The following is a 24,616-nucleotide window of genomic DNA, read 5'->3' on the forward strand; positions in this document are numbered from 1 at the left end:
GACGCGCCCGGCCTCATGCGCACACCGCCCCGTCGGGCTCCTCGGGCGTGCCCTCACTTTGCGGGACAACGGGACCAGGCTCGTCGGCGGGTGGTGCGGGGGCGGTCGCGGGGCGGACCACGCGGCTCGACACGGCCGCCCAGTCCCCCACGGCGGCGGCGAACGCGGGCCCGCGGCGGGAGGTCATGCGAGCACCACCGCGACGAGCACGGCGGACGCGGGCAGCACGCCGACGGCGGCGGTCAGGTCGTCGCCGGAGCCGCGGTGGGTCACCGCGACCACCGCGTCGCCCACCGGGGGCTCGGGCTGGTCGCCGTGGTCGGGCACCAGGACCCGCGCCGGGTGGGTGAGCAGCACCAGCCGGTCGGACAGCTCCTCGGCCCGCTCCACGAGGTCCGGCGCGGCGGCCACGACGCGGGCGGGCCGCCCGGAGGCCCGGCACAGCACCGCGAGGCGGTCGGCCAGCTCGGGGTCGTCGGCGTTCGCGGTGAGGACCGGGTGGCGGGTTCCCGCGGCGGTCAGCGCCTTGCGGACGGCGTCGTGCCCACGGGAGGTGAGCAGCTGCCGGACGACCGCCATGGCCACCCCGGCCATGACCGCCGCGGCCAGTGCCAGCCCGGTGGACAGGAGGCGGTCCGGTGCGACCTGCACGACGTCCGGGCGCTCGTCGAGGATCCGCAGCTTCCCGACCGGGGCCAGCAGCCCCGCGTCGACGAGGCTGCGCGCGATCGCGGACGCCGTGGCGCCCGCCTGGTCGGCGGACCCGGCGCGCACGGACAGCCGGGCGAGCCCGGAAGCCGGGACCAGCTCCACGGACACGTGCTTGGCCAGGTCGACGGCCGAGTAGCCGGACCCGCCCGCGGCGGACTGGAGCACCGAGGGGCTGCGGGACAGCTCGACCAGCGCGGGCAGGGCGAGCGAGACGACCTCGCCGTACTGGGCGGTCGACCCGGTGTCCTGGACGGCGGCGGCGGGTTCGGCCAGCAGCCCGACCCGGCCCTGGTACTCGACGGGCCGCAGCAGGCCGACCACCAGCACCAGCGCGCCGACGCCGAGAGCGGCCAGCAGGCATTCGACCAGGCGCCGGTTCACCGTCGGCCCCCGTCCACCATCGTGCGCAGGAGCTCGTCGTAGGACTTCATCAGGGTCTGCCCGTCGTGTTCGGTCCCGGCCACGGCGACGGTGGCGCGGATGTCGGCATCGGAAAGCAGTGCGCGCAGGGCGTCGGCGACGGCCCGCGGTTCCCCGCGAGGCACCACCACACCACCGCCGTCGGTCAGCGCCTCCCGCACGCCGTCGACGTCGGTGGCGACCACCGGACGTCCGGCGGCCAGCGACTCGAGCACGGCGATCGGCATGCCCTCCCAGTCGCTGGTGAGCACGGTGACGTCGGCGGCGGTGAGCAGGTCGGCCACGTCCGACCGGTTGCCCAGGAAGCGGACCCGGCCGTCGAGCCCCAGCTCGTGGGCGCGGCGCTCCAGCGCGGGCCGCAGGCTGCCGTCGCCCGCGAGCCACAGCACGGCGTCGCGGCCCACCATGGCCCAGGCGTCCAGCAGCACGTCGTGGCGCTTCTGCGGTTCCATCCTGGCCAGGCACAGCGCGACCGGCACGTCGTCGGGCACGCCGAGCGCGGCCCGCACGGTGTACCGGTCGACGCGCGGGGTCTGCGGGAACGCGGCGTTGCGGATCACCGCGGGCTTGCTCAGCCCGGCCTCGCACAGCCGGTCGGCGGTGGCCGCGGCGACCGTCACGACCGAGTCGGACGTGCGGCGCAGCACCTTGGCCGCCTTGGTGTAGTCGGTCGAGGAGACGCCGTGGAACACGGTCAGCACCGGCACCCGGCGCAGCGGCAGCATCGCGAGCCGGGCGACCGCGGACGCGCCGACGTTGTGCGCCACCACGACGTCCGGCCGGAACTCGCGGTAGGCGCTCTTGGTCGCGAGTGCGGCGCGCACGACGCCGGTCGCGCTGCGCCGGGCGGGCGGCACGGCGAAGTGCGGCACCCGCAGGGCGTCGGCGCGGTGGCCGCCGCCGCTGGCGACGGCGGAGTCCCAGCCGAAGTCCCGGCCCGCCATGGTCATGCCCGCGACGAGCGCTTCCGCGCCGCCCGTGCCCATCTCACTGATCACGTGCAGGACGCGCACTCCCACTCCCGGTTCGTATGTCGGCCGCGCAGGCGACCGCGATCATCAGCCACAGCGGCAGGTAGTACTGCTCGGACAGGAACGTCGACGCGACCACGACGGCGAGCAGGCTCGCCTGCACCGCGACCACCTGGTGCCGGTCGGCGCCGCGGCGCAGGGCGCGTTCGCCCGCCACGACGGCGGTGCCGATCAGCCCGGCGAACAGCAGGAGGCCGGGCAGGCCCAGCTCGGCCGCGACCTCCAGGTACATGTCGTGCGCCACCGGGGTCTGCTCGTCGACCTCGGCGTTGTGCGACGCGCCCGCGTACTCCTGCCGGAACCCACCGGGTCCGACGCCGAGCAGCGGGTGCTCGGTGAGGATGCGGGCGGCGGCCTGCCAGCGCAGCTCGCGGGTGTCCACATTGGTCGAGGCGATGAAGCTCTTCTCCTGCAACGCCTTCGCCAGCTCCTGCTCGGCGACCACCGCGCCGCCGAGCGCGAGCACGGCCAGCACGCCGCACGCTGCGGCCAGCACCCGCAGCGGCAACACCTTGCGCAGCACCAGGAGCGCGACGGCCGCGGTGAGCGCGAGCCCGCCGCCGCGGGAGAAGGTCGCGGCGGCACCGGCCACCAGGACCCCGCCCGCGAGCAGCGCGAGCACGGACACGGGCCCGCGCCGCGCGGCCACGATCGGCACCACCAGCGGCAGCGCGGCGACCAGCACGTGGGCCAGGTCGTTGGGGTCGTCCAGCGGCCCGCTGGCCCGCGACTCGCCTTCGGCGATCAGGCTGTACAGCGCCCCGCCGCCCGCGACGGCGGCCCCGGCGACGGCCGACACCAGCAGGGACCGGATCGGCACCTCGCGGGCGGCGACGTCGACCAGGATCGCGGTGACCACCAGGAACGGCAGCCAGCGCTGGGTGTACTCCAGCGCGTACGGCTCGCCCGCGTGCACCGCGGCGGACACCAGCACGACGACGGCGAACAGCGCGAGCACGCCGTGCACCGGGTGCGGCCGGGGCGGCACGCGGTCGCGGACCCGGACGGCCACCCAGGTGACCGCCAGCAGCGCGGGCGCCAGCTTCGCGAGCTGGCCGTGCACGGCCAGCAGGTACCCCTCGACCGGCGCCAGCGCGACGGTCGCGCACGCGAAGGCGCACAGCGACCGCTCCGGGAGCCGCAGGTCGCGCCGCGCCGCCACCAGCGTCGTCATCCGCGGGTCTCCAGCGCGTCGCGCTCGCGGCGCAGCCCCCCGGCGCGGACGCGGGCCACGTGCTCGCCGGTGCCCACGAGGTCGAAGTGGCGGCGCAGCTCGCCGAGGACCCAGCCCAGCAGCTCGGTCTTGCGGGCGCTCGGCACGGCCATGCCGGGGAAGAACTCCATGCCCGGCGCCTCGGTCGCGTCCAGCACGTCGGTCGGGTGCAGCAGCAGCGACGGGCCGACGCCGCGGGCCCGGCACAGCCGCAGCGCGGTCCGGAAGTACCCGCGCGCCAGCCGCGGCGACACCTGGTTGAGCTGCTGGAGGTAGGAGGCGTGGATCGGGGTGCGCAGCAGCGGCATCGTCGTGACCGGCAGCTCGACCAGCGACGTCGAGGCACCGACCCGCCACCGGTAGGCGCCGACCGGGGCGCGGACTCGGGAGAACCCGCCGAACAGCTCGTCGGACTCGGCGCCCTCGGCGACGCTCCGGTTGTGGTACGCCCTGGCCAGCGGCCCGATCCAGGTCGGCCACGTGCTCGCGTCGTAGGAGTAGCCGCGTTCCACGAGCAGCGCCAGCAGGTCCGGCGTGACGCTGTAGCCGGGGCCGCGGAAGCCGATGGGCCGGGGCGCGCCCGCGGCGACGATGGCGTCCTCGGTGCGGACCAGCTCGGACTCCAGCTCGGCGGGCGAGTACCGGTGCAGCCACGGCTCGTGGCCCCACGAGTGGTTCGCGACCTCGTGGCCCGCCGCGCTGATCGCCGCGACGGCCTTGGCGCCGTCCTCGCGCTCGACGTCCGCGCCGACCGCGAACACCGTCGTGGTCAGGCGCTGCTCGCCGAACACCTCCAGCAGCCGCGGCACGGCGCTGGGCAGGAAGCTCGGGTAGCGGGTCCAGTCCTGGTCGCCGTGGGTCTTGAGGTAGGCCCAGAGGTTGTCCAGGTCGAGCGACACGCTCGCGGTCGGCCTCACACCGCCTCCTCGACCGGTGCGGCGGCCGGGCTGGCCGCGGGCGCCTTGCCCAGCGCGAGCACGCCGAGCACGACCAGCGCGAGGCCGACGACCACCCACCACTCGCGGCCAGGCGCGACCCGGTCGCCCATCGCGACCATGCCGACGACCGAGGCGAGCACCATCGAGGTGGCGTCCATCGTGGCGATCGCCGACGTGGCCGACCCGCGTTGCAGCGCGCCCGCGAGCAGCGCCTGGCCGAGCACCGCGGCCGACACCAGCACCCACGCCAGCGGCTGCCACGGCAGCGCGAGCAGGTCGCCCCCGGCGAGCGCCCGGCCCGCGACGGCGACCACGGCGAACGCGACGCCCGCGGGCACGGCGGCCGACACGAGGGCGTTCGGCCTGCCCGTCCTGACCCCGAGCAGCGCGGTCAGCACGAGCACCCCGACCAGGGCGGCGACCATCGTCGGGGTGAGGTCGCGCGCGGTCGACGGCGCGGCGGCCCCGCCGAGCAGGACCATGCCGACGGCCAGCAGGACGAGCACGACCACCTCGACCCGGCGGACCCGCCAGCCGAGCACGAGGACGCCGAACGCGGTCGCGATGCCGATGGCCGAGGCCGACCCGGCCTGCACGAGGTAGAGGGGCAGCGAGCCCCGTGCGAGGAAGGCGAGGACGAACCCGCCGACCTGGGCGGTGAACCCGAGCAGGTACAGGCGGTCGGTCGCCAGCCGGGCGATCAGCCCGAGGTCCGCGCCGGGGCGGTGTTCGGCGCGGCGCGCGGCGACGCTCTGGGCGACGATGCCCATCGCGTACAGGACGGCGGATGCGACGAGTTCCCAACAACCGAGCACGCACGACTCCTCTGAGGCGCCCCCCGCTCGACCGGTAGTCGTCGAGCCAACGGGGCGGGAGCGTACGTGCCGTGCACCGCGAACACGGTAGAAGGACAACGTTTGCGTTTTTCTTGCCACACAACGTGAAAGTCACCGCAGACAGCTTCCACGAACGAGTGATCGCGTAACTCGTTCGTGGAAGGTCGAGCTGTTTTCCGTCCTACCGGGACAGGACCGTGCGCAGGCCCGCGCGGTAGTGCCACGCGACGAGTCCGCACAGGACCCCGAGGACCACCGGCGCCGTCACCAGTGCCGGCGCGTCGAGGACCACGACCTGCGTGTACCCGGCGCCGATCATGAGCCCCACCAGGCCGACCGCGGCGGGCGCGACCAGTCTCGGGACCAGCAGCCCGACACCGCCCGCGAGCTCCAGCGCGCCGACGAGGTAGCGGAACCACTGGCCCGCGCCGATCTCGGTGAAGATCCGCACGGCGTCGGCCTGGCCGAAGAACTTCGGGGCGGCCGAGGCGACGACGAAGAACACGCCCACCAGCACCCGCACGACGACGACGGCGATGTGCGCGGAGCGGCTGGAGGCGGCGGGGAGCGAGGTGGCGGTCATGGTGTGTTTCCCTTCCGGTGGGGGTTGGCTGTTGTGTTGACGGCGCCCGTGGCGAAAACTCATCGCGCCCGACGAAAAACTCGTCCGCGGACCGGTACCGGCCGGTCGGGCGGGCCCCGGAAGGAGACGGACCGCCGTGACGACAGTGGACCCTGCGGTCGACGAGGACTTCCTCGCGCTCGCCGAACCGGTGCGCCGCGAGCTGCTGGCGCACTGCTACCGGATGCTCGGCTCCGTGCACGACGCCGAGGACATGGTGCAGGAGACCTACCTGCGCGCGTGGAAGGCCTACGACCGGTTCGAGGGCCGGTCGTCGCTGCGCACGTGGCTCTACTCGATCGCCACCCGCACGTGCCTGACCGCGTTGGACAGCCGCGGCAAGCGCCCGCTGCCCACCGGTCTGGGCGGACCGCGCTCCGGTCCGGACGACCAGCTCGTCGAACGGCCCGAGGTGCCGTGGCTCGAGCCGATCCCCGACGCCATGCTCACCGCCACCCCGGACGACCCGGCCTCCATCGTCGCGTCGCGGGAGAGCATCCGGCTCGCGCTCGTCGCCGCGCTGCAGTTCCTGCCGCCGCGGCAGCGGGCCGTGCTGCTGCTGCGCGACGTGCTGGCGTGGAAGGCGGCCGAGGTCGCCGAGCTGCTGGAGACCACCACGGCGGCGGTGAACAGCTCGTTGCAACGAGCCCGCGCCCAGCTCGACGAGGTGTCGCCGACCGAGGACGCGGTCGTCGAGCCGACCACGGCGGAGCAGCGGGAGCTGCTCGACCGGTACGTGAGGGCGTTCGAGGCCAAGGACATCCCGGCGATCGTCGACCTGTTCACCTCCGACGCCGTGTGGGAGATGCCGCCGTTCACCGCCTGGTACCAGGGCGGCCCCGACATCGCCCGGCTCGTCGACACCCAGTGCCCCGCCGAGGGCCCCGGCGACATGCGGCTGGTCCCCACCGTCGCGAACGGCCAGCCCGCGTTCGGGCTCTACATGCGCGGCGAGGACGGCGTGCACCGCCCGTTCAACCTGCCGGTGCTCACCCTCTCCCCGGAGGGCGTCACGCACGTCGCGTGCTTCTTCGACCTTTCGCTGTTCGAGAAGTTCGGACTTCCCGCGGAGCTGCGCGACTGAGCGCGGAAGAAGGCGGCCGGAGCGCGCGGACCGGAGTTACGATGTCCCGGATCGACGCGCTCCGGAACACGCCATCCGCACCGGGAGGAATCGACATGGACACGGGGTTCCGGTCGAGGAAGGGCCTCGACGTCCTGGTCGCCGACGACGGTGCGAGCGAGGTCTTCACCACCTTCTACGAGGGGTACGACCAGGCCTTCACCCTTGTCGACGAGAAGGAGGAAAGGGACGGGTTCGTCGACTGCCTCGCCCTCAACCACGAACCGGGGTATTCCCGGATATCGGCACGACTGGGTGATTTCCGCGAACTCGTCGTGGTCGCGGAAATCGACGGCCGGACCATCGGCGGGGCCAATTTCCTGGCCGCACCGCTGCCGGGGCACGCCATTGTCACCATGCACCTGAACTACGCTTTCGTCCTCCCCGGAATGCGCGGCCGGGGCCTGTTGCGGCGGCTCGTCGACGCCTGCCGGGAGATCGCGGAACGGCTCTACCCCGCCGCGGGCCCGGTCGTGGTGTTCCTAGAGCTGAACGACCCGCTGCTGCTCACCGCCGAGCAGTACGCCCAGGACTCGGCGGCGTCCGGTGTCGACCAGTTCGACCGGGTGGCCATCTGGGCGCGGCTCGGCGTCCGCGTCGTCGACTTCCCCTACGTCCAGCCGCCGCTGTCGGACACCCAGCAGCCGGGCGGGAACCTGATCCTCGCCGTGCTGGCCGAGCAGGACTTCGAGCTCGACGGCGACCTGCTCGCCGACCACCTGGAGCGGTTCTTCGCCATCTCGGTGCTGAAGACGGGCGACCTCGCGACCAACGACCTCGCCGCCGCGCAGGTCCGCGAGTGCCGCCTGCTGGGCCCCGTCGCGCTGCTCGACCCGCTGCCCGCTCTCGACGACCTGCGCGCCCAGGTAGGCCGGACGGACGTGGGCGTCCGCGAGCAGCTGGCGAAAGCCGCCACCCACGCCGTGTGATCAAACCGTTACCGGCTGATCCGCCAAGAAGTGAAACCGCCTCGAGTTCTCCGACGATCCCTTTCGGGGCCGCCGACCCGACCCCGGCACGTCGGATGTCCACGGGGAGATCATGAATCGGTTGTCCACGGACGAGAATAGCCAGCAGGACCTGTTCTCCGGCCTCGCCGACCTGCGGCAACGCGACGGCAGACTGCACCTGACCACGTCCCTGCTCATCAGCCACGAGGCGTTGCAGGACGAATTGGCACAAAGGCTTCCGGGACTCACCTGGAATAAGGAGCACGTCGGGGAACTGCGCGGGCACCAGGACAGCAAAGCCCTGTCCCGTGCCATCGAACCGCTCTTCAACGACATCGCGGACCGCAAAAGAGGGCTTTTCGTCGAGGACTTCCTCATCGACACCGAGAGCATCGTGCCCAGGGACGGGTACGGCCCCAACGTGTGCGACATCATCGACATCGAGATGCCGGACCGGGTGTCCTGGTCGACCGAGGGGCGCGACCTCCGCGCGGACCTCGACCGGCACGTCCGGTTCGAGTCGGTGCGCTGCCGGGCGTTCTGGGTGGCGCACTCGAACCTGTCGCTGTCCTACCACCTGTCGTTCGAGCTCACCTACCAGCACAGCGCGTCGCACTACTACGCGCTCAGCCTGCTGCAGAAGGTCTTCTTCCCGACCGAGGGCACCTCGGCCATGTACGAGTCCGACGAGGCGTCGCCCGTCGCCACCTCGCGCCGCGACCGCCAGTCCGTCGCGCGCTCGCTGCCGGAGTACGTCCGGCACCGCTTCCAGCTCGACTCGGTCGACCTGTTCGACACGATCCGCACCACCGCCAAGACGAAGGTGACGGCGACCGGTGACCCCCAGCTCTCGAAGACGTTCTTCGACCCCGAGCGGGTCACCGCCACCGACGCCGCCGACTCCAACACCACCTGCGTGACCGTGCTGGAGGACCCCTACTTCTTCCGGCTGCTCGACCAGGACATCCGCGAGCGGCTCACCGACCTCGACGCGGTGGACCCCGTCCCGACCGAGGACGGGGTGCTGGTCTACCGCCGCGAGGTGCTCGACCGCTGCCACCCCGACCACCTGGCCTACTACTTCCTGTCGGGCTACTTCCAGAACATCATCGACTTCTTCCGGCAGGACCTCTCCGAGATCCAGGACAGCACGGACCCGATCTACCCGCCGTCCGGCGTCCAGGACGACTCCGGGTACTTCATCGTCTACGCCACGCCCGCCTCGCTCTACGAGGTCGTCTCCCGGTCGCGCAGCCTCAACGCGGGGCGCGGCTGGATCGGCACCTGCCCGTACCTCTTCCTCGTGCACCTGATGACGCTGCACAACGAGGACCTGGTGCGCCGCTACGAGAACCAGGTCCGCGAGCTGATCCGGCACCTCGACGACGTGGGGCTGCTCGACCCCGGTGACCGGCTGGGGCGGTGGCGCGGCGACGAGACGTTCGACCGGTTCCGCCGCTTCCGGCTGACCACGTTCCAGGAGGTGCAGCGCCACCGCTACTTCAACGTCCTGCGGTACGACACCGAGCGCGCCTTCTACGAGTCCATCGAGGAGGTGCGCGGGATCCGGCAGCGCGAGGAGTACTGGGCCGAGGTCGTGGCGGACCTGGAGCGCACCGTCGACGACCTGCGCGACGCCCGGCAGCGGCACGTGGACGGCAGGCGCAACAAGCTGCTCGGTGCCGTCACCGTGATCGGCGTCCTCCAGGTCGCCTTCCAGGGGCTCGACTTCGCCTTCGAGATGAACGCCGCGAAGATCGGCTGGGCCGCGGCGCTCACGTCGGGCGCGGTCGTGCTGGCGACCAGGGTCTTCCTGTCGAAGCGGGGGTCCGAGCCGTAGCCGCGATGAGTTTCCCGCCGCTGTCCGGTCTACCTCCCGATCACGAACACCAAAGCACCGGGAGTAGGCCATGGGCATCGTCCACGTCGTCATGTTCGCGACACTCGACCTCGTCGGGCAGGCGCCCGGCGGCCCCGAGGAGGACCCGGACGGGTTCCCGTTCGGGGGGTGGCAGGCGCCGTTGCTCGACGAGGTCGCCGGGGAGCAGGTAGTGGCGGCGTACCAGGGCACGGACGCGCTGCTGCTGGGCAGGCGGACCTACGACTTCTTCGCGGGCTACTGGCCGCACCAGGAGGGCAACGAGTTCGCCGACCTGTTCAACAGCATCCCGAAGTACGTCGCCTCCCGCGGCACGCCCGACCTCCCGTGGGCCGGGTCCACGCTGCTCGGCCCGGACCTGGCCGCGGCGGTGCGCGGGATCCGCGACCGGCACGAGCACGTGACGGTGGTCGGCAGCCTGGACCTCGTGCAGACCCTCCTGCGCGAGAAGCTGTTCGACCGCCTCGACCTCTGGGTGCACCCGATCGCGCTCGGCGTCGGCAAGAAGGTGTTCGGCGACGGTGCCGTGCCCACGAACCTCACGCTCCTCCAACCGCCCGCGGCCGGCCCCAAGGGCTCGGTGCACCTGAGCTACGGGCTCGCCGACGGCACACCGGCGACCGGGGACATGAGCCTTCCCGACCAGGGCCTCGGGCCTGCGGACTGAACGACCCCGCCGGATGGGTCCGGCACGACGTGGGTGGTCCGGCGCCAGTCCGCCGCGGCTTGCGCCAGGGCGACCAGCAGCACCGCCGTGGACGTCCCGACCAGGAGCGCGGCGCAACGTCCGGAAGGTGCCGGAAAGGATCTCGTCGATCGTCAGGACGCGCAACGGGACCACCCCCGGTGTCGGCGCGGGCGACCAGGCGGCGGGTGCCGGTTCGGGTGTGCTCGGCTCCGCCGCGTTGTCCACGAGAACCGCCCCCCGGTCGACTGGGGGCGGTTCTCGTGAACGTGCGCGCTTCTCGGGTCCGGTGCGGTGGAACCCGGTTCAGACCACGGCGTCGAGGTACACCCACAGGCCGTTGTCGCGCCGGAAGCGGCTGTTCTCGTGCAGGTCGAACCGCTGCCCGCCGTCGAGGTAGTGCGCGCGGAACTCCACGGTGCCCTCGCGCTGGAGCAGTCCCCCGCCGGTGGTGCCGAGCACCTCCAGCCGGGTCCACCGCTGCGCCGGGTCGAGGTCCAGCTCCGCGGGCCGGGTGGTGGGGTCCCAGGTGCGCAGCAGGTAGTCCACGTCGCCGACCGCGAAGGCGCTGTACCGCGAGCGCATCAGCAGCTCGGCCGTGGCCGCGGTCGTGTCGCCGCGGTGGGCCCTGCCGCAGCAGTCGCCGTAGGAGTTGCCGAGCCCGCACGGGCAGGGAGAGGCTGTGGTGATCACACGCGAGCGTTGTCCTGGCACGCGGACGATTGTGACCGACGTCGAACGAGGGAGAAGAGCACGGTGGCAGCGGACGACAGCGCCGACTTCGAGCGCACGCCGATGAAGTTCGTGGACCGGGTCACCGCGGACGCGGCCGACGGCTGGCCGGTCGAGGCCGGGCGGTACCGGCTGGTGGTCAACCGGGCGTGCCCGTGGGCGCACCGCTCGGTGATCGTGCGCAGGCTGATGGGGCTGGACGACGCGATCTCCCTCGGCGTGACCGACCCGATCCAGGAGCTCATCGCGGGCGAGGTGCACTGGGTGTTCACCGCGGGGACCGGCAGCCCCGGCGACCTCGACCCGGTGCTCGGCGTGCACGCGCTGCGCGACTCCTACCTCAAGCGCGACCCGGCCTACGACGGCGGCGTGAGCGTGCCGGGGCTGGTGGACGTGCCCAGCGGGCACCTCGTGACCAACGACTACGACCAGCTCACCCTGGACCTGGGCTCGGAGTGGAAGGCGCTGCACCGCGAGGGCGCGCCGGACCTGTACCCGGTGGCGCTGCGCGACGGCATCGACGAGCTGAACGACCACGTCTACCGCAACGTCAGCAACGGCGTCTACCGGGCCGGGTTCGCGCCGTCGCAGGCGAGCTACGACCGGGCCGTGCGCGGGGTGTTCGACGGGCTGGACGGGCTGGAGGACCGGTTGACCCGGCAGCGCTTCCTGATGGGCGACCGGATCACCGAGGCCGACGTCCGGCTGTACCCGACGCTGGCCCGCTTCGACGCGGTGTACCACGGCCACTTCAAGTGCAACGCGCGCAAGCTGATCGAGTACCCGGCGCTGTGGGCGTACGCGCGGGACCTGTTCCAGACGCCCGGTTTCGGCGACACGACCCACTTCGACCACATCCGGCGGCACTACTACGGGGTGCACGTGGCGATCAACCCGACGAGCATCGTCGCCGTCGGCCCCGACCCGGCGGCCTGGCTCACGCCGCACTTCCGCGAGCAGCTGGGCGGTTCCCCGTTCGGCGACGGCACCCCGCCGGGACCGCCGCCCGCCGTCGACCGCGTGCCCGCGGTGGTCCCGGTCCCGTCCTGACCGACCGGTGCCGTGGACGGGACGACCGTCCACGGCACCGGGCACGACCTGCCCCCAAGGCACCTGGTGGGGCACTATGTGCCGGTGCTTGGACTGGAAATCGTCGTCGTCCTCGGTGTGGCGATCCTGCTGTCCGGTGTCGTGGCGCCCCGGCTGCACGTCGCGCCACCGCTGGTGCTGCTGGCCTGCGGGGCGCTGCTGGGCTTCGTCCCGGCGCTGCGCGGGGTGAGCCTGCCGCCGGAGCTCATGCTGCTGGTGTTCCTGCCCGCGCTGCTCTACTGGGAGAGCCTCACCACGTCGTTGCGCGAGATCCGCAGCAACCTGCGGTCGATCGTGCTGGCGAGCACCCTGCTGGTGGTCGCGACGGCGGCGTCGGTCGCGGTGGTCGCGCACGCGCTGGGGCTGCCGTGGGCCCCGGCCTGGGTGTTGGGCGCGGCCGTGGCGCCGACCGACGCGACCGCCGTGGGCGCGATCGCCAGGGGGCTGCCGCGGCGCACCGTGACGACGTTGCGGGCCGAGAGCCTGGTCAACGACGGCACCGCGCTGGTGATCTACGGACTGGCGATCGGCGTCACCGTCGGCGAGCAGCAGCTCGGCCTCGGCAGCGTCGCCGGGCTGACGCTCCTCGCCTACGCGGGCGGCGCGGTGGCCGGTCTGGTCGCGGCCTGGCTGTCGGTGCAGACCCGGCGCAGGCTGGACAACCCGTTGCTGGAGAACGTGCTCAGCGTCGTGACGCCGTTCCTCGCCTTCTTGCTGGCGGAGTTCGCGCACGCGTCCGGTGTGCTCGCCGTCGTGGTGTGCGGGCTGGCGCTGAGCCAGATCGGGCCGCGCCTGGTGCGCGCGGACACCCGCCAGCAGTCGACCGCTTTCTGGAGCCTGTCGACGTTCCTGCTCAACGGCGCCCTGTTCGTCCTCATCGGACTCCAGGCGCAGACCGCGATCCGCGGCCTCACCACGACGATCGGCACCGCGCTGGTGCTGGTGGGCGTCATCTCCGCCGCGGTGTTCGGCACCCGGCTGCTGTGGATGTTCACCGTGCCCTACGTCGTGCGGGCGCTGGACCGCCGACCCGAGCAGCGGCTGCGGCGGGTCGGTCCCCGTGTTCGGATGGTCAGCGTCATGGCCGGTTTCCGCGGCGCGGTGTCGCTGGCCGCGGCGCTGGCCGTGCCGGAGGTGATCGCGTCCGGCGAGGAGTTCCCCGGCCGCGACACCATCATCTTCGTGACCTCCGGCGTCGTCGTGGTCACCCTCGTCGCGCAGGGCCTGCTGCTGCCGGTCGTGGTGCGCTGGGCGCGGCTCGGCCCGGACACCGAGGTCGAGGAGGAAAGGCTGATGGCGCAGCGGATCATGTCCGAGGAGGCCACCGCCGCGCTGCCCGAGCTGGCCGCGCAGCTGGGCACCAGCGGCGCCGTGCACGAGCGGCTGCGCCAGGAGCACGAGAAGCACCTGCGCAAGCTGCACGCAGGCAACGACGAGGACGCCGAGCGCTTCCGCGTCTACAACGACGAGTACACCGCGCTCCGGCTGGCCGTCATCGCGCACAAGCGGGCGACCGTCGTGCGGCTGCGCGACGAACGCAGCATCGACGACACCGTGCTGCGCCAGATCCAGTCCACTTTGGACATCGAGGAGGTCCGCCTGTCCCGGCGGGAGATCGCCGAGTAGGTCAGACCTGCGCGGTCTCCACCCACGTGCACCCGGACTCCGGGCTGCCGCTAAACAGGATGATCTCGTCGAGCTTGTCCCGCGCCCGCACCAGGTCCGCGATCTGCCCGTCGATGCGCTCCCGCTCCGCGGCCAGCGCGGTGCGCGACTCCGGCGTGCTGGCCTTCGACACGACGCACGGCAGCAGCCCGCGGATCGCCTTGCTGGACAGGCCGGCGGAGTACAGCAGCTGGATCAGGTCGACCCGCTCCACCGCCGACTCGTCGTACTGGCGCTGACCGCCGCACCCGCGCACCGACGTGAGCAGCCCCTGCTCCTCGTAGTAGCGCAACGACCGCACCGCCACGCCGGTCTTCCCCGCGAGATCACCGATCCGCACGACACCCTCCACCCGTGACCTGGGCCACTGATCATTGCAGCTCACATCTGTGTCAGGTTTTAGCGTAGCCGAGTTCGACCCGACCCATCGGAACGAGGAACCCGGCCATGATCCCCACCCTCCGCCGCGCGGCACTGGGCCTGCTCCTGCTCGCGGGCCTGACAGCCGCCCCTGCCACGGCGGCCACCCACGGCTACGCGCCCGTCGACCGCCTCGGCCCCCGCCTCTCGGTACCGGCCGCCACCCTCGCGGCCGCCGTGACCTGCACCCCGAACGCCACCCGCGCCGACCAGGAGGTCGCCCTGTTCGTCCCGCCCACCGCGCTGGGCCCGGACGTGTTCGCCTGGAACTGGTTCCGCGCGATGGACAGCAGCGGCCGCCCGTACTGCTCGGTGGAGCTGCCGGGGTACGCCCTCGGCGACATCCAGGTGTCCTCGGAGTACGTCGTGCACGCGATCCGGCACGTCCACGCGGTCAGCGGCCGCAAGATCGCCGTCGTCGGCTACAGCCAGGGCGGCCTCGAACCCCGCTTCGCGCTCCGCTTCTGGCCCGACACCCGCGCGATGGTGGCCGACTACGTCGCCCTCGCCACCCCCAACCACGGCAGCACCGGCAACGACTCCGGCTGCGCCGCGGGCAGCTCCTGTCCCCCGTCGTTCTGGCAGATGCGGTCCAGCTCGGCCTTCCTGAAGGCCCTCAACTCCCGCCAGGAGACCTTCCCGGGCATCTCGTACACGAACGTCTACACCGTCCACGACCAGTACGTCACCCCGAACCAGGACGACACCGGCTCCACCAGCCTGCACGGCGGCGGAGGCCGCATCACGAACATCGCCCTCCAAGACCTCTGCCCCGCCGACCAGAGCGAACACATCGCCATCGGCACCTCCGACCCCATCGCCCACGCCCTCACCCTCGACGCCCTCACCCACCCCGGCCCCGCGACCCCCTCCCGCCTCTCCCCCGACCTGTGCGCGCAGCAGTACATGCCGGGCGTGGATCCGGCGACGTTCGCGGACGACTTCGCGGCCACCAACGCCGCCATCACCGCGAATCTGGCGACTGCGCCGCAGGTGACGGCGGAGCCCGCGTTGAAGGCGTACGTGTTCGCGGGGAGGTAGGTCATGCTCGGTGCCAGAACGCCGCGTGGGCGTGGAACGTCAGCTGACTCGAATCCCGATCCCCTTGTCGCGCCGCCGCTTCCTCATTCCGCTCGCCTGTGCGTCGGCCGTGCTGGCCATCGCGTTCACCAGCGTGGTGCAAGACCAAGACGAAGGACCCGAAGCCGCCGAACTCAAGCTCGACGAGCCCGTCCTCGGACCCGACCGACATGTCCACGGCGGAATCCTCCTCGAGTTCCTCCACCACGGATCCACCGGTAAGCGGATCGAGCCGTGTGGACCGGCCCCAGTGGTGCGTCCGCGGCGTCGGCCCCGGCGATCAACTCCAGGACGCTGAGCTACCCGTGGCGGGACTGGTGCGGCTGTTGGCGACGGCGCCGCCGGAAGCGCTGACGTCGACGACCAACCAGGTGGACGCCGACGCCAGCGCTTCGGTGGTGCAGGCCGGGCACATCGAGAAGGTGGAGCAGCACTTCCACCGGGCGGGCGAGCCATCGACGCCCGAAGCCTGTCCGCGCACCCGACCCTGAAGCGGGCCGGGCCCCCTACATCGGCAGTTCCACCATCCACTCGCCGGTGAACCGCTCCGGTACCACCGTCACCGTCACCCGCTGTCCGACCTCCAGCCCCTGCCAGTTGGTGTCGCGAGGGATCACGGCGACGCCTCCGATGGCCTCGTAGTCCCACCAGGAGTGGTCCTGGACCTCGACGTCGTTCACGAGCACGCGCAGCCTGCCGGGAGTGGTGGACTGGACGCGGAAGTCGCCGCCGCCGGGCCACGTCCAGGTGAGCTGCCGCGGCAGGTTCGGGTCGGTGGGGTCGGAGCGGAGGACGGTGGTGCCGAGGTGGGGCTGTCGCAGGGCCCTCAGCTCGGCGGGGCGGGGTGGGAACGGGTAGGTGTCCGGGGGTACGGGTTCACCCACGGCGATCGCGGCGGTCACGTCGGGTGGGGCCGGGACGAGGCGGTAGCCGGATTCCGCGGGTGGCTCGGGGGCGTGCCTGCCCTCGATCGCGACAGCCACCACCGACGGCTTGCCCACCGCGACGCCGTAGTCCGCCCACGTGGGCAGGGTGGAACCGCCGCCGGGACCGCACGGCACCAGGCCCGCGTCCCGGCCGTCCACGACCACGCGGACCACGACCTCCTTGTCGCAGCGGAGGAAGAGGCTGAGGTCGAGCGTCCGGGGGACGAACCGCGTGACGGCGGTCCTCCCCGTGGCCTGGGCGAGGATCCGCGTTCCCTGGTGGTGGTCCGGGTAGGCCCGCACCGGCCCGGCGGGCAGGTGCCCCTCCCGTGGCGTCGGCACGACCAGCGCGTAGAGCGCGCCGACCAGCGCCAGGCACAGCGCACCGGTCACCGCCCGGCGCCGTCGGGAGGCCCGGACGAGGGACTGCACACCCGCGACGCGGGGACCGGCAGGCGCGTCCGGCAGGTGGTCGGCGCGGTCGCGCAGCACCGACGCGAGGTCGTCGAGGTTCATCGCCGCATCCCTTCCCGTACCACGGAGTCGTCCAGCCGCAGCTTCGCGATCGCTCGGCTGGCCTGGCTCTTCACCGTGCCGATCGAGCAGCCCAGCACGTCGGCGGCCTGGGCTTCGGTCATGTCCTCGTAGAACCGCAGCACCACGACGGCCCGCTGCCTGCGCGGCAACCGCCCCAGCGCCTGCCACAGCCACTCGCGCTCGTCGACCGCCGCCTCCGGCGACACCCCGACCGGCTCCGGCAACACCTCGGTCGGCCGCTCGTCGCGCCACCGCCGACGCCACCACGTCGCGTAGGTGTTGACCATGATCCGCCGCACGTACGGCTCCGGATCCCCCTGCACCCGCTGCCACGCCCGCCACGCGCGGGCCAGCGAGGTCTGCAGGAGGTCCTCCGCGTGCCCCATGTCCCGTGTCAGCAGGAACGCGGTCCGCAGCAGACGCGTCGAAGCGCCCGCCACGAACTCCTCGAACCCCTCAGGTACCCCCACCGCAGTCCCTCCCGACTCGCCGGACTCGGGTACTACAAGTCGGACAGCCCGAACGGTTGCACGGGCCGCGAAACGGCGGCGCACCGATCCGGGAGAACAGCTCGTGGTGGAACCCACCGCCCCGTTGGGCCAACCGGGTGCGCCGAGGGCTTGCTCCTATCGGCTGTTCCTCCGCGAAGGCAACACGTCGGCGGGAGCGGGGTGGCAGGGTGGCGGGCCCTGGTAGCAGGGGGTTGTGGCCTGGGGGATTCGACCTGGTGGTCGACAGGTGCTGTCAAGTCCGGGGGGACGACGTGCCGCAGTTGCGCATCCACTTCACCGACGCGGACATCGCGCGGACGCGGTTGAGGCTGGAGGTGGACCTCATGTGGGAGATCGTGAGCAGCGTCCAGGTCCTCCAGCACACCGACGGGGGTCTGCCGTTCGACCTCTGGCGCCGCGGGGTGCGGGAGAGCATGAGCCGGGACGGCGGTCTGCGGGCTGCCGTGCGGACGCTGGTGGCGGTGGCGCCGCACGCGGCCTACTTCCCGGACTTCCTCACGCCCGCGCGGCACGTGCCCGACATCGCCACCGGTGTCGACGCGGTCCTGTCGACGCCGCCGTGCGCGCTGCGCCAGCAGGTCGACAGGCTGCGGCCGACGGGGAGTCCGGCGGCGAGGTGGCTGGCCGAGCTCGCCCGCGGGCGGTCGGTGGCCCTGAAGCAGCTGCGGCAGGCCCTGCACGTGTACTTCAGGACCCTGGTCGAGCCGCACCTCCAGGTGATCGGCGACGGGCTGCGCATCGAGTGCGCGGGCTGGGCGCAGCGCTACCTGAAGACCGGCCCCGAGGGGCTGCTGAAGTGGCTCGGCCAGGAGACGAGCTGGCAGCCGCCGGTGCTGGCCGTCGACTACCCGCTGGACCGCGACCTGCACCTCGGCGGGCGCGGCCTGGAGCTGATCCCCTGCTACTTCTGCCTGCACCACCCGGTGGCCCTCGCCGACCCGCTGCTGCCCCCGGTCCTGGTGTTCCCCATCCGGGTCGAGTCGCGGCTGCTGGCGGGCGGGCGTGGCGGCGGCGACCACGTGAGCGCGCTGCTCGGGGCCACCAGGGCGACGATCCTGCGGTCGGTCCTCCACGGCGGCACCACGACCGGGCTGGCGCGGCAGGTCGGCATCGCGCCGGCCACCGTCAGCCACCACACGGGCGTCCTGCGCGACGCGGGGCTGATCACCACCGACCGGCACGAGAACGTCGCCGAGCACCTCGTCACACCGCTGGGACTCCAAGTGCTCGCCGCGGGTAGGTGACCCCGAGGGTCCACTGTGGACACGCCCCGGTCAGGACGGGTCGGCGCCGCGCCAGGCGGCGACCCACAAGCCCATCCCGGCGGTCACGAGCGTCGCGGCCAGCCAGCCGCTGAAGCCGCTGCCGTCCAGGTAGGCCCAGAACAGGCCGATGAAGGGGGCCGGGATCACCAGCACGGCGTCGGCGCGGAGCTGGCGTCGCCACCCGGCGGACCGGGCCGCGGCCACGACGTCCGGGTCCGGTTCGGCGGGGCTGTCGCCGCGGCGGCCGCGGGGGTGCTTGGAGGTGACGGGACCGGAGGGGTAGAGCAGCACGTCGCCGACCTCGACCACGACGAGCCGGTCGCGGTTCGGGTCGCCGTGCAGCACGACGTCGGCCGGGGACGGCATCGCGACGAGGGCGGGGTCGTAGTAGACGGGGACCCAGCGCTCGCGGGGGCCGTCGACCTCCAGCCAGGAGCGGACGATGAGGCCCGACTGGACGCGGACGCGGCGGACGCGGGCCTTGCGGGCGGGTTGGCGGGCGGCGCGGGAACGGGTGAGCAGGCGCCAGGCGGTGGCTGCGATGACGAGCAGGACGACGGCGGCGGTGAAGGCGAGGCCGCTGAGGGCGCGGTCGGCCTGCACCAGCAGCTCGGCGCCGGGCATCACGACCTGGCCGGGGTCGTCGGGGTCGTAGGCGACCTGGGTCTTCTGGCCCGGTGCCGGTGGGCGGCCGGGGATCTCGACCAGCGCGGTCCGGTAGGTGCCGTCGGGCAGCGGCCAGCTCAGCTCGACGGTGTTCTGCGCGACCCGGACGACCTGGCCGACCGCGCGGCCGGTCAGCGTGCCGATCCGGTCCGACGCCGAGGTGAACGACAGCAGCGCGGTCACCGCGACGCCCGCGCACAGCACCAGGACGACCGCGACCGCGGCGACGCCGTGGCGCACCGCCCTGACCCGGAACAAGCGAACTCCTCCTCCACAGGCCGACGGCCCGGCGGGAGAACCCACCGGGCCGTCGGGGACCATCGCTATCAGCTCGTGAAGCCGATGTGGATGTAGTCGTACGGGTTGTTCGCGAAGCCGACCGCGCCGAAGTTCGCGATGTTCTCGCGGACCGCGACGGCACCGGGGCTCTGGAAGATCGGCAGCTGGTGGCCCGCCTTCCAGATCTCCTGGTCGATCTGGTTGGCCAGCTCGCCGCGCTTGGTGTCGTCGAGCTCGCTGTTGGCCTGGTCGAACAGCTTGTTGATCTCGTCGCTGCCGACGCGGCCGTAGTTCTGGTTCACGTTCGCCGGGTCGAGCGCGTAGATCGACTTCGAGGAGCTGATCGGGAACGCGGTGCCCAGCCAGCGGAACGACGTGATGTCGAAGTCACCGACGTTGACGTGCGACTTGAAGAAGTCCGCCGACGGGACGGCGACGATGTCGACCTTGACGCCGACCTCCTTGAGCTGCGTCTGCACCAGCTTGGAGACCTGGTCGCTGGTCGGGTTCGGCGTCGGGATCAGGAAGCGGATCGCGAGGTCCTTGCCGTCCTTCTTGCGGACGTCGCCCTCGAGCTTCCAGCCCAGGTCGTCGAGGGACTTCTTCGCGGCTTCCTTGTCGAACTTGGCGACCGCGGCGTTGTCCTTGTACTCCTTGGAGCCCAGCAGGTAGATGTGGTTGCCGAGGACCTTGGGGTCGGGCTGGATCGGACCGAGGATCGCCTTGGCGATCGTGGCGGTGTCGATGCCCTGCATGACGGCCGTGCGCACCTTCGCGTCGCTCATGACGGCGGAGGCGGCACCGTTGAACGTCAGGTGGTTGTAGTCCGGCGTGACGGCCTGGCGGATCTTGATGCCGGGGGTCTGCTGCGCGCGCTTGAACAGGTCGACGTTGGAGCCGATGTCGTACCAGTCGATGGCGCCGTTGGCGAGCGAGTCGGCCAGCGCGGTGCGGTCGATCACACGGAAGGTGATCTTCTCCAGCTTCGGCTTCTCACCCCACCACGCGGGGTCGCGCACGACGGTGACCAGCTTGCCGGTCAGGTCGATCGTGCCGATCTTGAACGGACCCGCGGTGACCTTGGGGCCGTCGACCCAGCCCTTGTTGAACTCCTCGGCCGTGGCGTTGAGGGCCTTGGGGTACAGCGGACCGAAGAGGCTCTTCCACTCCGCGAACTTCTTCTTGAAGGTGACCTTCACCTCCTGGTCGGTCGCGCCCTTCTCGACCTTCTCGATGTCCTCGTAGCCCGTGGTGGACGAGGTCAGGTAGGCCGCGTCCGCGCCGCTGTTGGCCTTGGCCTGCGCGGCGAAGTCCTCCCAGGAGAAGGCGGCGCCGTCGCTCCACTTGGCCTTCGGGTTGAGCTTGTAGGTGACGACCTGGGGGTCCTGCGACGTGACCGACGCGTCCTCCAGGTAGTCCTTGTTCAGCTCGATCGTGGCGTCGGCCTTCTGGCTGAAGATGTTCGGCATGACCGCGGCGATCATGCGGGCGCCCGAGGCGACGGTGCCGTCGACCTGGTTGTAGTTCCAGTTGTCCGCCAGGGAGTCGACGGGCCACTTGAGCTCGCCGCCGTCCTTCAGCTTGGACGCCTCGACGGGGTTGATGTCGTCCTTGCCCTGCTCCTGCTGGTCAGCGCCCTTGAGGCCCTGGTCGCTGCCCGACGGACCGCTACCGCACGCGGTCAACACCAGTGCCAGCGCGGCCACCGGCGCGGCCACCCTGGCCATTACACGTCGACTCACTGTCGTGAACCTCCCTCATGCCTGGCCGCGTACGTCGTGGCCCGGTTCGTGCGCCCGGACGCCCCGCGTCCGGAAACCCTCTTTGCCCCGTGGATCACACCGTAGGGGTGCGACTCAGAGGACTTGCCTGATTTGAGCGAAGTGGCAGGCGGCCTCGTGGTCCTCGCCCTGCTCCTGGCGCGGCGGCTCCACCTCGACGCACGTGCGCTGCTTGTCCTCCGACAGCGTCGCGTGCAGGAAGCAGCGGGTGCGGAACCGGCAGCCCGACGGCGGGTTGGCCGGGCTGGGCAGGTCGCCCGTCACCAGGATCCGCTCGCGCTGCCGCTCCTTGACCGGGTCCGGGATCGGGATCGCCGACAGCAGCGCCTGCGTGTAGGGGTGGCGCGGCGCGTCGAAGACCTCGTCGACCTGGCCGATCTCGACGATCTTGCCCAGGTACATGACCGCGACCCGGTCCGCGATGTGGCGCACCACGGACAGGTCGTGCGCGACGAACAGGTAGCTCAGGCCCAGCTTGGCCTTCAGCTCCTCCAGCAGGTTGATCACACCCGCCTGGATCGACACGTCCAGCGCGGACACCGGCTCGTCGAGCACGAGCAGCTTGGGGTTGAGCGCCAGCGCCCGCGCGATGCCGATGCGCTGCCGCTGGCCGCCGGAGAACTCCGCCGGGTACCGCGACGCGTGCTCGCGGCGCAGCCCGACCAGGTCGAGCAGCTCCGGGACCCGGTTGGCGATGTGCTCCTTGTCCAGGTCGTGCACCTGCATCGGCTCGGCGATCACGTCGAAGATCGGCAGCCGGGGGTCGAGCGCGGCCATCGGGTCCTGGAACACGACCTGGAGGTCGCGGCGGATCGCCTTGCGGGACTTGGCGTTCAGGTCCGCGGCGTCCTGGCCGAGCACGGACAGCGTGCCGCCCATGGGCTTCTGGAGGTTGAGGATCTCCATCAGCGTGGTCGTCTTGCCGCAGCCGGACTCGCCGACGACGCCCAGGGTCTCGCCCTCGCGGATGTCGAAGGAGATGCCGTCGACGGCGTGCACGGTGCCCACCCGGCGCTTGAGCACGACGCCCTTGGTGACCGGGTAGTGCTTCACCAGGCCGGAGAGCTGGAGCACGATCTTGCGCTCCTCGCGGGGCACCTTCGCGATCGGCGCCTCCTCGACGACCTCGGCGCCGAAGATCTCCACGGCCGCCTCGGCGCCCTCGGTGTCGCTGGCCGCCAGCTCGTCGGTGCGGATGCAGGCCGCGCGGTGCTCGGCCGAGCCGTCCACGTCCACCAGCTCGGGCTCGGCCGTGCGGCAGGCGTCGACCTCCATCGGGCAGCGCGGGGCGAACGGGCAGCCCGGCGGCAGCTCGGTCAGCGACGGCGGCTGGCCCACGATCGGCACCAGCGGCTGCTTCTCGCCGACGTCCAGGCGCGGGATGGAACCCAGCAGGCCCAGCGTGTACGGCATCCGGGGGCGGGCGTAGATCTCGTCGACCTGCCCGGTCTCCACGGCCTTGCCCGCGTACATCACCATCAGCCGGTCGGCGAAGCCCGCGACCACGCCGAGGTCGTGGGTGATGATCACGATGCCCGCGCCGGTGACCTCCTGCGCGGTCTTGAGCACCTCCAGCACCTGCGCCTGCACCGTCACGTCGAGCGCGGTGGTCGGCTCGTCGGCGATGATCAGGTCGGGGTCGTTGGCGATGGCCATCGCGATGACCGCGCGCTGCCGCATGCCGCCGGAGAACTCGTGCGGGAACGCCTTGGCGCGCTCGACGGCGTTCGGGATGCCGACCAGGTCCAGCAGCTCGACCGCGCGCTTGGCGGCGGCCTGCTTGGAGATCTTCGCGCCGCGGTGCACCAGCAGCGCCTCGGCGATCTGGTCGCCCACGGTGTAGACCGGGGTGAGCGCCGACAGCGGGTCCTGGAACACCATCGAGACGCGCTTGCCGCGGATCTTCGAGAGCTCGCCGTCGTTGAGGCCGATCAGCTCGCGGCCCTGGAACTTGATGGAGCCGGTGATCCGCGCCTGCGGGGGCAGCAGGCCCATGACCGCGAGCGAGGACACCGACTTGCCGGAGCCGGACTCGCCGACGATGCCGAGCACCTCGCCGGGCGCGACCTGGTAGCTCAGGCCGCGCACCGCGCGCACCCGGCCGGACTCGCTGGGGAAGGACACCGCGAGGTCGTGGACCTCCAGCACCGGCCCGGTCGGGGCCGGGCGGTCGGCGGAGTCGAAGAGGAGTTCCGCGCTGGACATCAGGCTTTTCCTCCGCCGGACGTGGTGGTGCTGGACGTGGTGGTGTCGGGTCCCTGCGTGGACGCGGGCGCGTCGTCGTCCCGGTCCCGGTCGGCCTTCTTCTCGCGCTTGCGGCCGCGGGAGGACGTCGGGTCGAGCGCGTCGCGCAGTCCGTCGCCGACGAAGTTCACGGCGAGCACGAACACGACCAGGAAGCCCGCCGGGATGAGGAACAGCCAGGCGTAGGTGAGCGCCGAGTCGCTGCCGGACGCGATGAGCGTGCCGAGCGAGACGTCCGGTGGCTGCACGCCGAAGCCGAAGTAGCTCAGGCCCGTCTCGGCGAGCACCGCGGAGCCGACGTTGATGGTCGCGTCGATGATCAGCAGCGACGCCATGTTCGGCACGATGTGCTTGGCGATGATCCGCCCCGGCGACTGCCCCATGTACTTGGCGGCCTTGACGAACTCGCGCTCCTTGAGCGTGAGCGTCATGCCGCGCACGATGCGGGCGGTGATCATCCACTGGAACGCCGCGAGCAGCACCACGAACAGCAGCCAGGACTTGCCGCGGAACGCGGGGCTGAGGATCGCGATGATCAGGAACGACGGCAGCACCAGCAGCAGGTCGACCATCCACATGAGGCCGCGGTCGACCCAGCCGAGGAAGTAGCCGGCGACCGCGCCGACCAGCGCCGCGAACCCGGTCGAGATGACCGCCACCAGCAGACCGATGAGCAGCGACTTCTGCAGCCCGCGCATGGTCTGCGCGAACATGTCCGTGCCGATCTTGTCGGTGCCGAAGATGTGCGCCGGGTAGGGCGCCTGGAGGAACGCGGTGTAGTCCTGCTCGTCGTAGCTCCACTTGGACAGCAGCGGGCCGACGAACGCCAGCAGGTACATCAGCACGATGACGACCAGGCCGAACAGCGCCAGCCTGTTGCGCAGGAACCGGGTCAGGACGAGCCTGCCCCTGGTCGTGGACTTGCCGGGCTCCGGCGCGGCGTCGACGGGGCTGCCCGAGGCGGCACCCGAGGTACCCGCGGAGTCGCCCTCGTTGAGGATTACGGTCACGT

At 72.1% G+C, this 24,616-nt stretch carries 25 protein-coding genes; 9 read left to right on the plus strand and 16 right to left on the minus strand.

The genetic code is table 11. From position 1 onward, the window contains the following. Positions 1–13: 13 nt before the first annotated feature. The 7 genes from CLV43_RS47975 to CLV43_RS29335 all read right to left on the minus strand — a co-directional run bounded on the left by CLV43_RS47975 (position 14) and on the right by CLV43_RS29335 (position 5,732). The gene (locus CLV43_RS47975; protein ID WP_170156062.1) at positions 14–187 is read right to left on the minus strand and encodes a hypothetical protein; all 174 of its coding nucleotides are present in this window, start codon (positions 185–187) and stop codon (positions 14–16) included. Continuing rightward, complete coding sequence (locus tag CLV43_RS29310; protein WP_106190993.1) at positions 184–1,092, minus strand: YveK family protein; 909 nt, start codon at positions 1,090–1,092, stop codon at positions 184–186. Before CLV43_RS29310 ends, CLV43_RS47975 begins: the two co-directional genes overlap by 4 nt. Beyond that, positions 1,089–2,150: a glycosyltransferase gene (locus CLV43_RS29315; RefSeq protein WP_245887075.1), complete on the minus strand. Its 1,062-nt coding sequence runs from the start codon at positions 2,148–2,150 to the stop codon at positions 1,089–1,091. Before CLV43_RS29315 ends, CLV43_RS29310 begins: the two co-directional genes overlap by 4 nt. Continuing rightward, positions 2,119–3,336 carry an O-antigen ligase family protein gene (locus CLV43_RS29320; RefSeq protein WP_106190995.1) on the minus strand — a complete coding sequence of 406 codons (1,218 nt, stop codon included), beginning with the start codon at positions 3,334–3,336 and terminating at the stop codon, positions 2,119–2,121. Before CLV43_RS29320 ends, CLV43_RS29315 begins: the two co-directional genes overlap by 32 nt. Further along, on the minus strand, positions 3,333–4,292 hold the full coding sequence (locus CLV43_RS29325; RefSeq protein WP_106190997.1) for a polysaccharide deacetylase family protein: 960 nt from the start codon (positions 4,290–4,292) through the stop codon (positions 3,333–3,335). The genes CLV43_RS29320 and CLV43_RS29325 overlap by 4 nt, the downstream gene beginning before the upstream one ends. Then, entirely contained in the window at positions 4,289–5,128 is an 840-nt protein-coding gene (locus CLV43_RS29330) for a hypothetical protein (protein ID WP_245887076.1), read from the minus strand. The genes CLV43_RS29325 and CLV43_RS29330 overlap by 4 nt, the downstream gene beginning before the upstream one ends. Before the next feature lie 202 nt (positions 5,129–5,330). After that, the gene (locus tag CLV43_RS29335; RefSeq protein WP_106190998.1) at positions 5,331–5,732 is read right to left on the minus strand and encodes a DoxX family protein; all 402 of its coding nucleotides are present in this window, start codon (positions 5,730–5,732) and stop codon (positions 5,331–5,333) included. A gap of 136 nt (positions 5,733–5,868) precedes the next feature. Between CLV43_RS29335 and CLV43_RS29340 the strand changes: the two genes are divergently transcribed. From CLV43_RS29340 to CLV43_RS29355, 4 genes are all read left to right on the plus strand, one after another. After that, positions 5,869–6,855 carry a sigma-70 family RNA polymerase sigma factor gene (locus CLV43_RS29340; protein ID WP_106191000.1) on the plus strand — a complete coding sequence of 329 codons (987 nt, stop codon included), beginning with the start codon at positions 5,869–5,871 and terminating at the stop codon, positions 6,853–6,855. Between the two features lie 95 nt (positions 6,856–6,950). Continuing rightward, on the plus strand, positions 6,951–7,823 hold the full coding sequence (locus CLV43_RS29345; protein WP_106191002.1) for a GNAT family N-acetyltransferase: 873 nt from the start codon (positions 6,951–6,953) through the stop codon (positions 7,821–7,823). A 121-nt stretch (positions 7,824–7,944) separates the two neighbouring features. Beyond that, entirely contained in the window at positions 7,945–9,684 is a 1,740-nt protein-coding gene (locus CLV43_RS29350) for a hypothetical protein (RefSeq protein ID WP_106191003.1), read from the plus strand. A 70-nt stretch (positions 9,685–9,754) separates the two neighbouring features. Next, positions 9,755–10,390, plus strand: coding sequence for a dihydrofolate reductase family protein (locus CLV43_RS29355; protein ID WP_106191005.1), 636 nt, complete (start codon positions 9,755–9,757; stop codon positions 10,388–10,390). Positions 10,391–10,714: 324 nt separating this feature from the next. Here CLV43_RS29355 and CLV43_RS29360 read toward each other — a convergent pair whose 3' ends face one another. Then, positions 10,715–11,101 (minus strand): YchJ family protein, encoded by a 387-nt coding sequence (locus CLV43_RS29360; RefSeq protein ID WP_106191007.1) that lies wholly within the window; start codon positions 11,099–11,101, stop codon positions 10,715–10,717. A gap of 102 nt (positions 11,102–11,203) precedes the next feature. Here CLV43_RS29360 and CLV43_RS29365 point away from each other — a divergent pair, with 102 nt between their 5' ends. Then, positions 11,204–12,190, plus strand: a complete 987-nt coding sequence (locus CLV43_RS29365; RefSeq protein ID WP_106191406.1) for a glutathione S-transferase family protein — start codon at positions 11,204–11,206, stop codon at positions 12,188–12,190. An 84-nt stretch (positions 12,191–12,274) separates the two neighbouring features. Next, the gene (locus CLV43_RS29370; RefSeq protein WP_106191408.1) at positions 12,275–13,855 is read left to right on the plus strand and encodes a Na+/H+ antiporter; all 1,581 of its coding nucleotides are present in this window, start codon (positions 12,275–12,277) and stop codon (positions 13,853–13,855) included. A gap of 1 nt (position 13,856) precedes the next feature. On the opposite strand, the gene CLV43_RS29375 is transcribed toward CLV43_RS29370, so the two are convergent. Continuing rightward, positions 13,857–14,234 (minus strand): MerR family transcriptional regulator, encoded by a 378-nt coding sequence (locus CLV43_RS29375; protein WP_106191410.1) that lies wholly within the window; start codon positions 14,232–14,234, stop codon positions 13,857–13,859. A 107-nt stretch (positions 14,235–14,341) separates the two neighbouring features. Here CLV43_RS29375 and CLV43_RS29380 point away from each other — a divergent pair, with 107 nt between their 5' ends. After that, positions 14,342–15,355, plus strand: coding sequence for an esterase/lipase family protein (locus CLV43_RS29380; RefSeq protein ID WP_106191008.1), 1,014 nt, complete (start codon positions 14,342–14,344; stop codon positions 15,353–15,355). A gap of 1 nt (position 15,356) precedes the next feature. Here CLV43_RS29380 and CLV43_RS29385 read toward each other — a convergent pair whose 3' ends face one another. Next, positions 15,357–15,599 (minus strand): hypothetical protein, encoded by a 243-nt coding sequence (locus CLV43_RS29385; RefSeq protein WP_146174956.1) that lies wholly within the window; start codon positions 15,597–15,599, stop codon positions 15,357–15,359. Positions 15,600–15,699: 100 nt separating this feature from the next. Between CLV43_RS29385 and CLV43_RS29390 the strand changes: the two genes are divergently transcribed. Next, positions 15,700–15,885, plus strand: coding sequence for a hypothetical protein (locus tag CLV43_RS29390; protein ID WP_106191012.1), 186 nt, complete (start codon positions 15,700–15,702; stop codon positions 15,883–15,885). A 15-nt stretch (positions 15,886–15,900) separates the two neighbouring features. On the opposite strand, the gene CLV43_RS29395 is transcribed toward CLV43_RS29390, so the two are convergent. Beyond that, positions 15,901–16,836, minus strand: coding sequence for a hypothetical protein (locus CLV43_RS29395; RefSeq protein WP_106191013.1), 936 nt, complete (start codon positions 16,834–16,836; stop codon positions 15,901–15,903). Then, positions 16,833–17,327, minus strand: coding sequence for a SigE family RNA polymerase sigma factor (locus CLV43_RS29400; protein WP_106191015.1), 495 nt, complete (start codon positions 17,325–17,327; stop codon positions 16,833–16,835). Before CLV43_RS29400 ends, CLV43_RS29395 begins: the two co-directional genes overlap by 4 nt. 293 nt (positions 17,328–17,620) lie before the next feature. Between CLV43_RS29400 and CLV43_RS29405 the strand changes: the two genes are divergently transcribed. Continuing rightward, on the plus strand, positions 17,621–18,613 hold the full coding sequence (locus CLV43_RS29405; RefSeq protein WP_106191017.1) for an ArsR/SmtB family transcription factor: 993 nt from the start codon (positions 17,621–17,623) through the stop codon (positions 18,611–18,613). A gap of 30 nt (positions 18,614–18,643) precedes the next feature. On the opposite strand, the gene CLV43_RS29410 is transcribed toward CLV43_RS29405, so the two are convergent. The 4 genes from CLV43_RS29410 to CLV43_RS29425 all read right to left on the minus strand — a co-directional run bounded on the left by CLV43_RS29410 (position 18,644) and on the right by CLV43_RS29425 (position 24,614). Then, positions 18,644–19,558 (minus strand): hypothetical protein, encoded by a 915-nt coding sequence (locus CLV43_RS29410; protein ID WP_106191018.1) that lies wholly within the window; start codon positions 19,556–19,558, stop codon positions 18,644–18,646. Between the two features lie 68 nt (positions 19,559–19,626). Continuing rightward, complete coding sequence (locus tag CLV43_RS29415; protein WP_245887077.1) at positions 19,627–21,321, minus strand: ABC transporter family substrate-binding protein; 1,695 nt, start codon at positions 21,319–21,321, stop codon at positions 19,627–19,629. A gap of 114 nt (positions 21,322–21,435) precedes the next feature. Next, positions 21,436–23,565 (minus strand): ABC transporter ATP-binding protein, encoded by a 2,130-nt coding sequence (locus CLV43_RS29420; RefSeq protein WP_106191022.1) that lies wholly within the window; start codon positions 23,563–23,565, stop codon positions 21,436–21,438. Next, a complete protein-coding gene (locus tag CLV43_RS29425; protein ID WP_106191023.1) occupies positions 23,565–24,614 on the minus strand; it encodes an ABC transporter permease in 1,050 nt (349 codons plus the stop codon). Before CLV43_RS29425 ends, CLV43_RS29420 begins: the two co-directional genes overlap by 1 nt. Positions 24,615–24,616: the final 2 nt, after the last annotated feature.

It is taken from the genome of Umezawaea tangerina (genome assembly GCF_003002815.1).
Classification (GTDB): domain Bacteria; phylum Actinomycetota; class Actinomycetes; order Mycobacteriales; family Pseudonocardiaceae; genus Umezawaea; species Umezawaea tangerina.

Bases quoted from the DNA above. Each gene is read 5' to 3' on its own strand.
- CLV43_RS47975 (WP_170156062.1), bottom strand. From the start codon at position 187: ATGACCTCCCGCCGCGGGCCCGCGTTCGCCGCCGCCGTGGGGGACTGG.
- CLV43_RS29320 (WP_106190995.1), bottom strand. From the start codon at position 3,336: ATGACGACGCTGGTGGCGGCGCGGCGCGACCTGCGGCTCCCGGAGCGG.
- CLV43_RS29335 (WP_106190998.1), bottom strand. From the start codon at position 5,732: ATGACCGCCACCTCGCTCCCCGCCGCCTCCAGCCGCTCCGCGCACATC.
- CLV43_RS29345 (WP_106191002.1), top strand. From the start codon at position 6,951: ATGGACACGGGGTTCCGGTCGAGGAAGGGCCTCGACGTCCTGGTCGCC.
- CLV43_RS29355 (WP_106191005.1), top strand. From the start codon at position 9,755: ATGGGCATCGTCCACGTCGTCATGTTCGCGACACTCGACCTCGTCGGG.
- CLV43_RS29365 (WP_106191406.1), top strand. From the start codon at position 11,204: ATGAAGTTCGTGGACCGGGTCACCGCGGACGCGGCCGACGGCTGGCCG.
- CLV43_RS29380 (WP_106191008.1), top strand. From the start codon at position 14,342: ATGATCCCCACCCTCCGCCGCGCGGCACTGGGCCTGCTCCTGCTCGCG.
- CLV43_RS29395 (WP_106191013.1), bottom strand. From the start codon at position 16,836: ATGAACCTCGACGACCTCGCGTCGGTGCTGCGCGACCGCGCCGACCAC.
- CLV43_RS29420 (WP_106191022.1), bottom strand. From the start codon at position 23,565: ATGTCCAGCGCGGAACTCCTCTTCGACTCCGCCGACCGCCCGGCCCCG.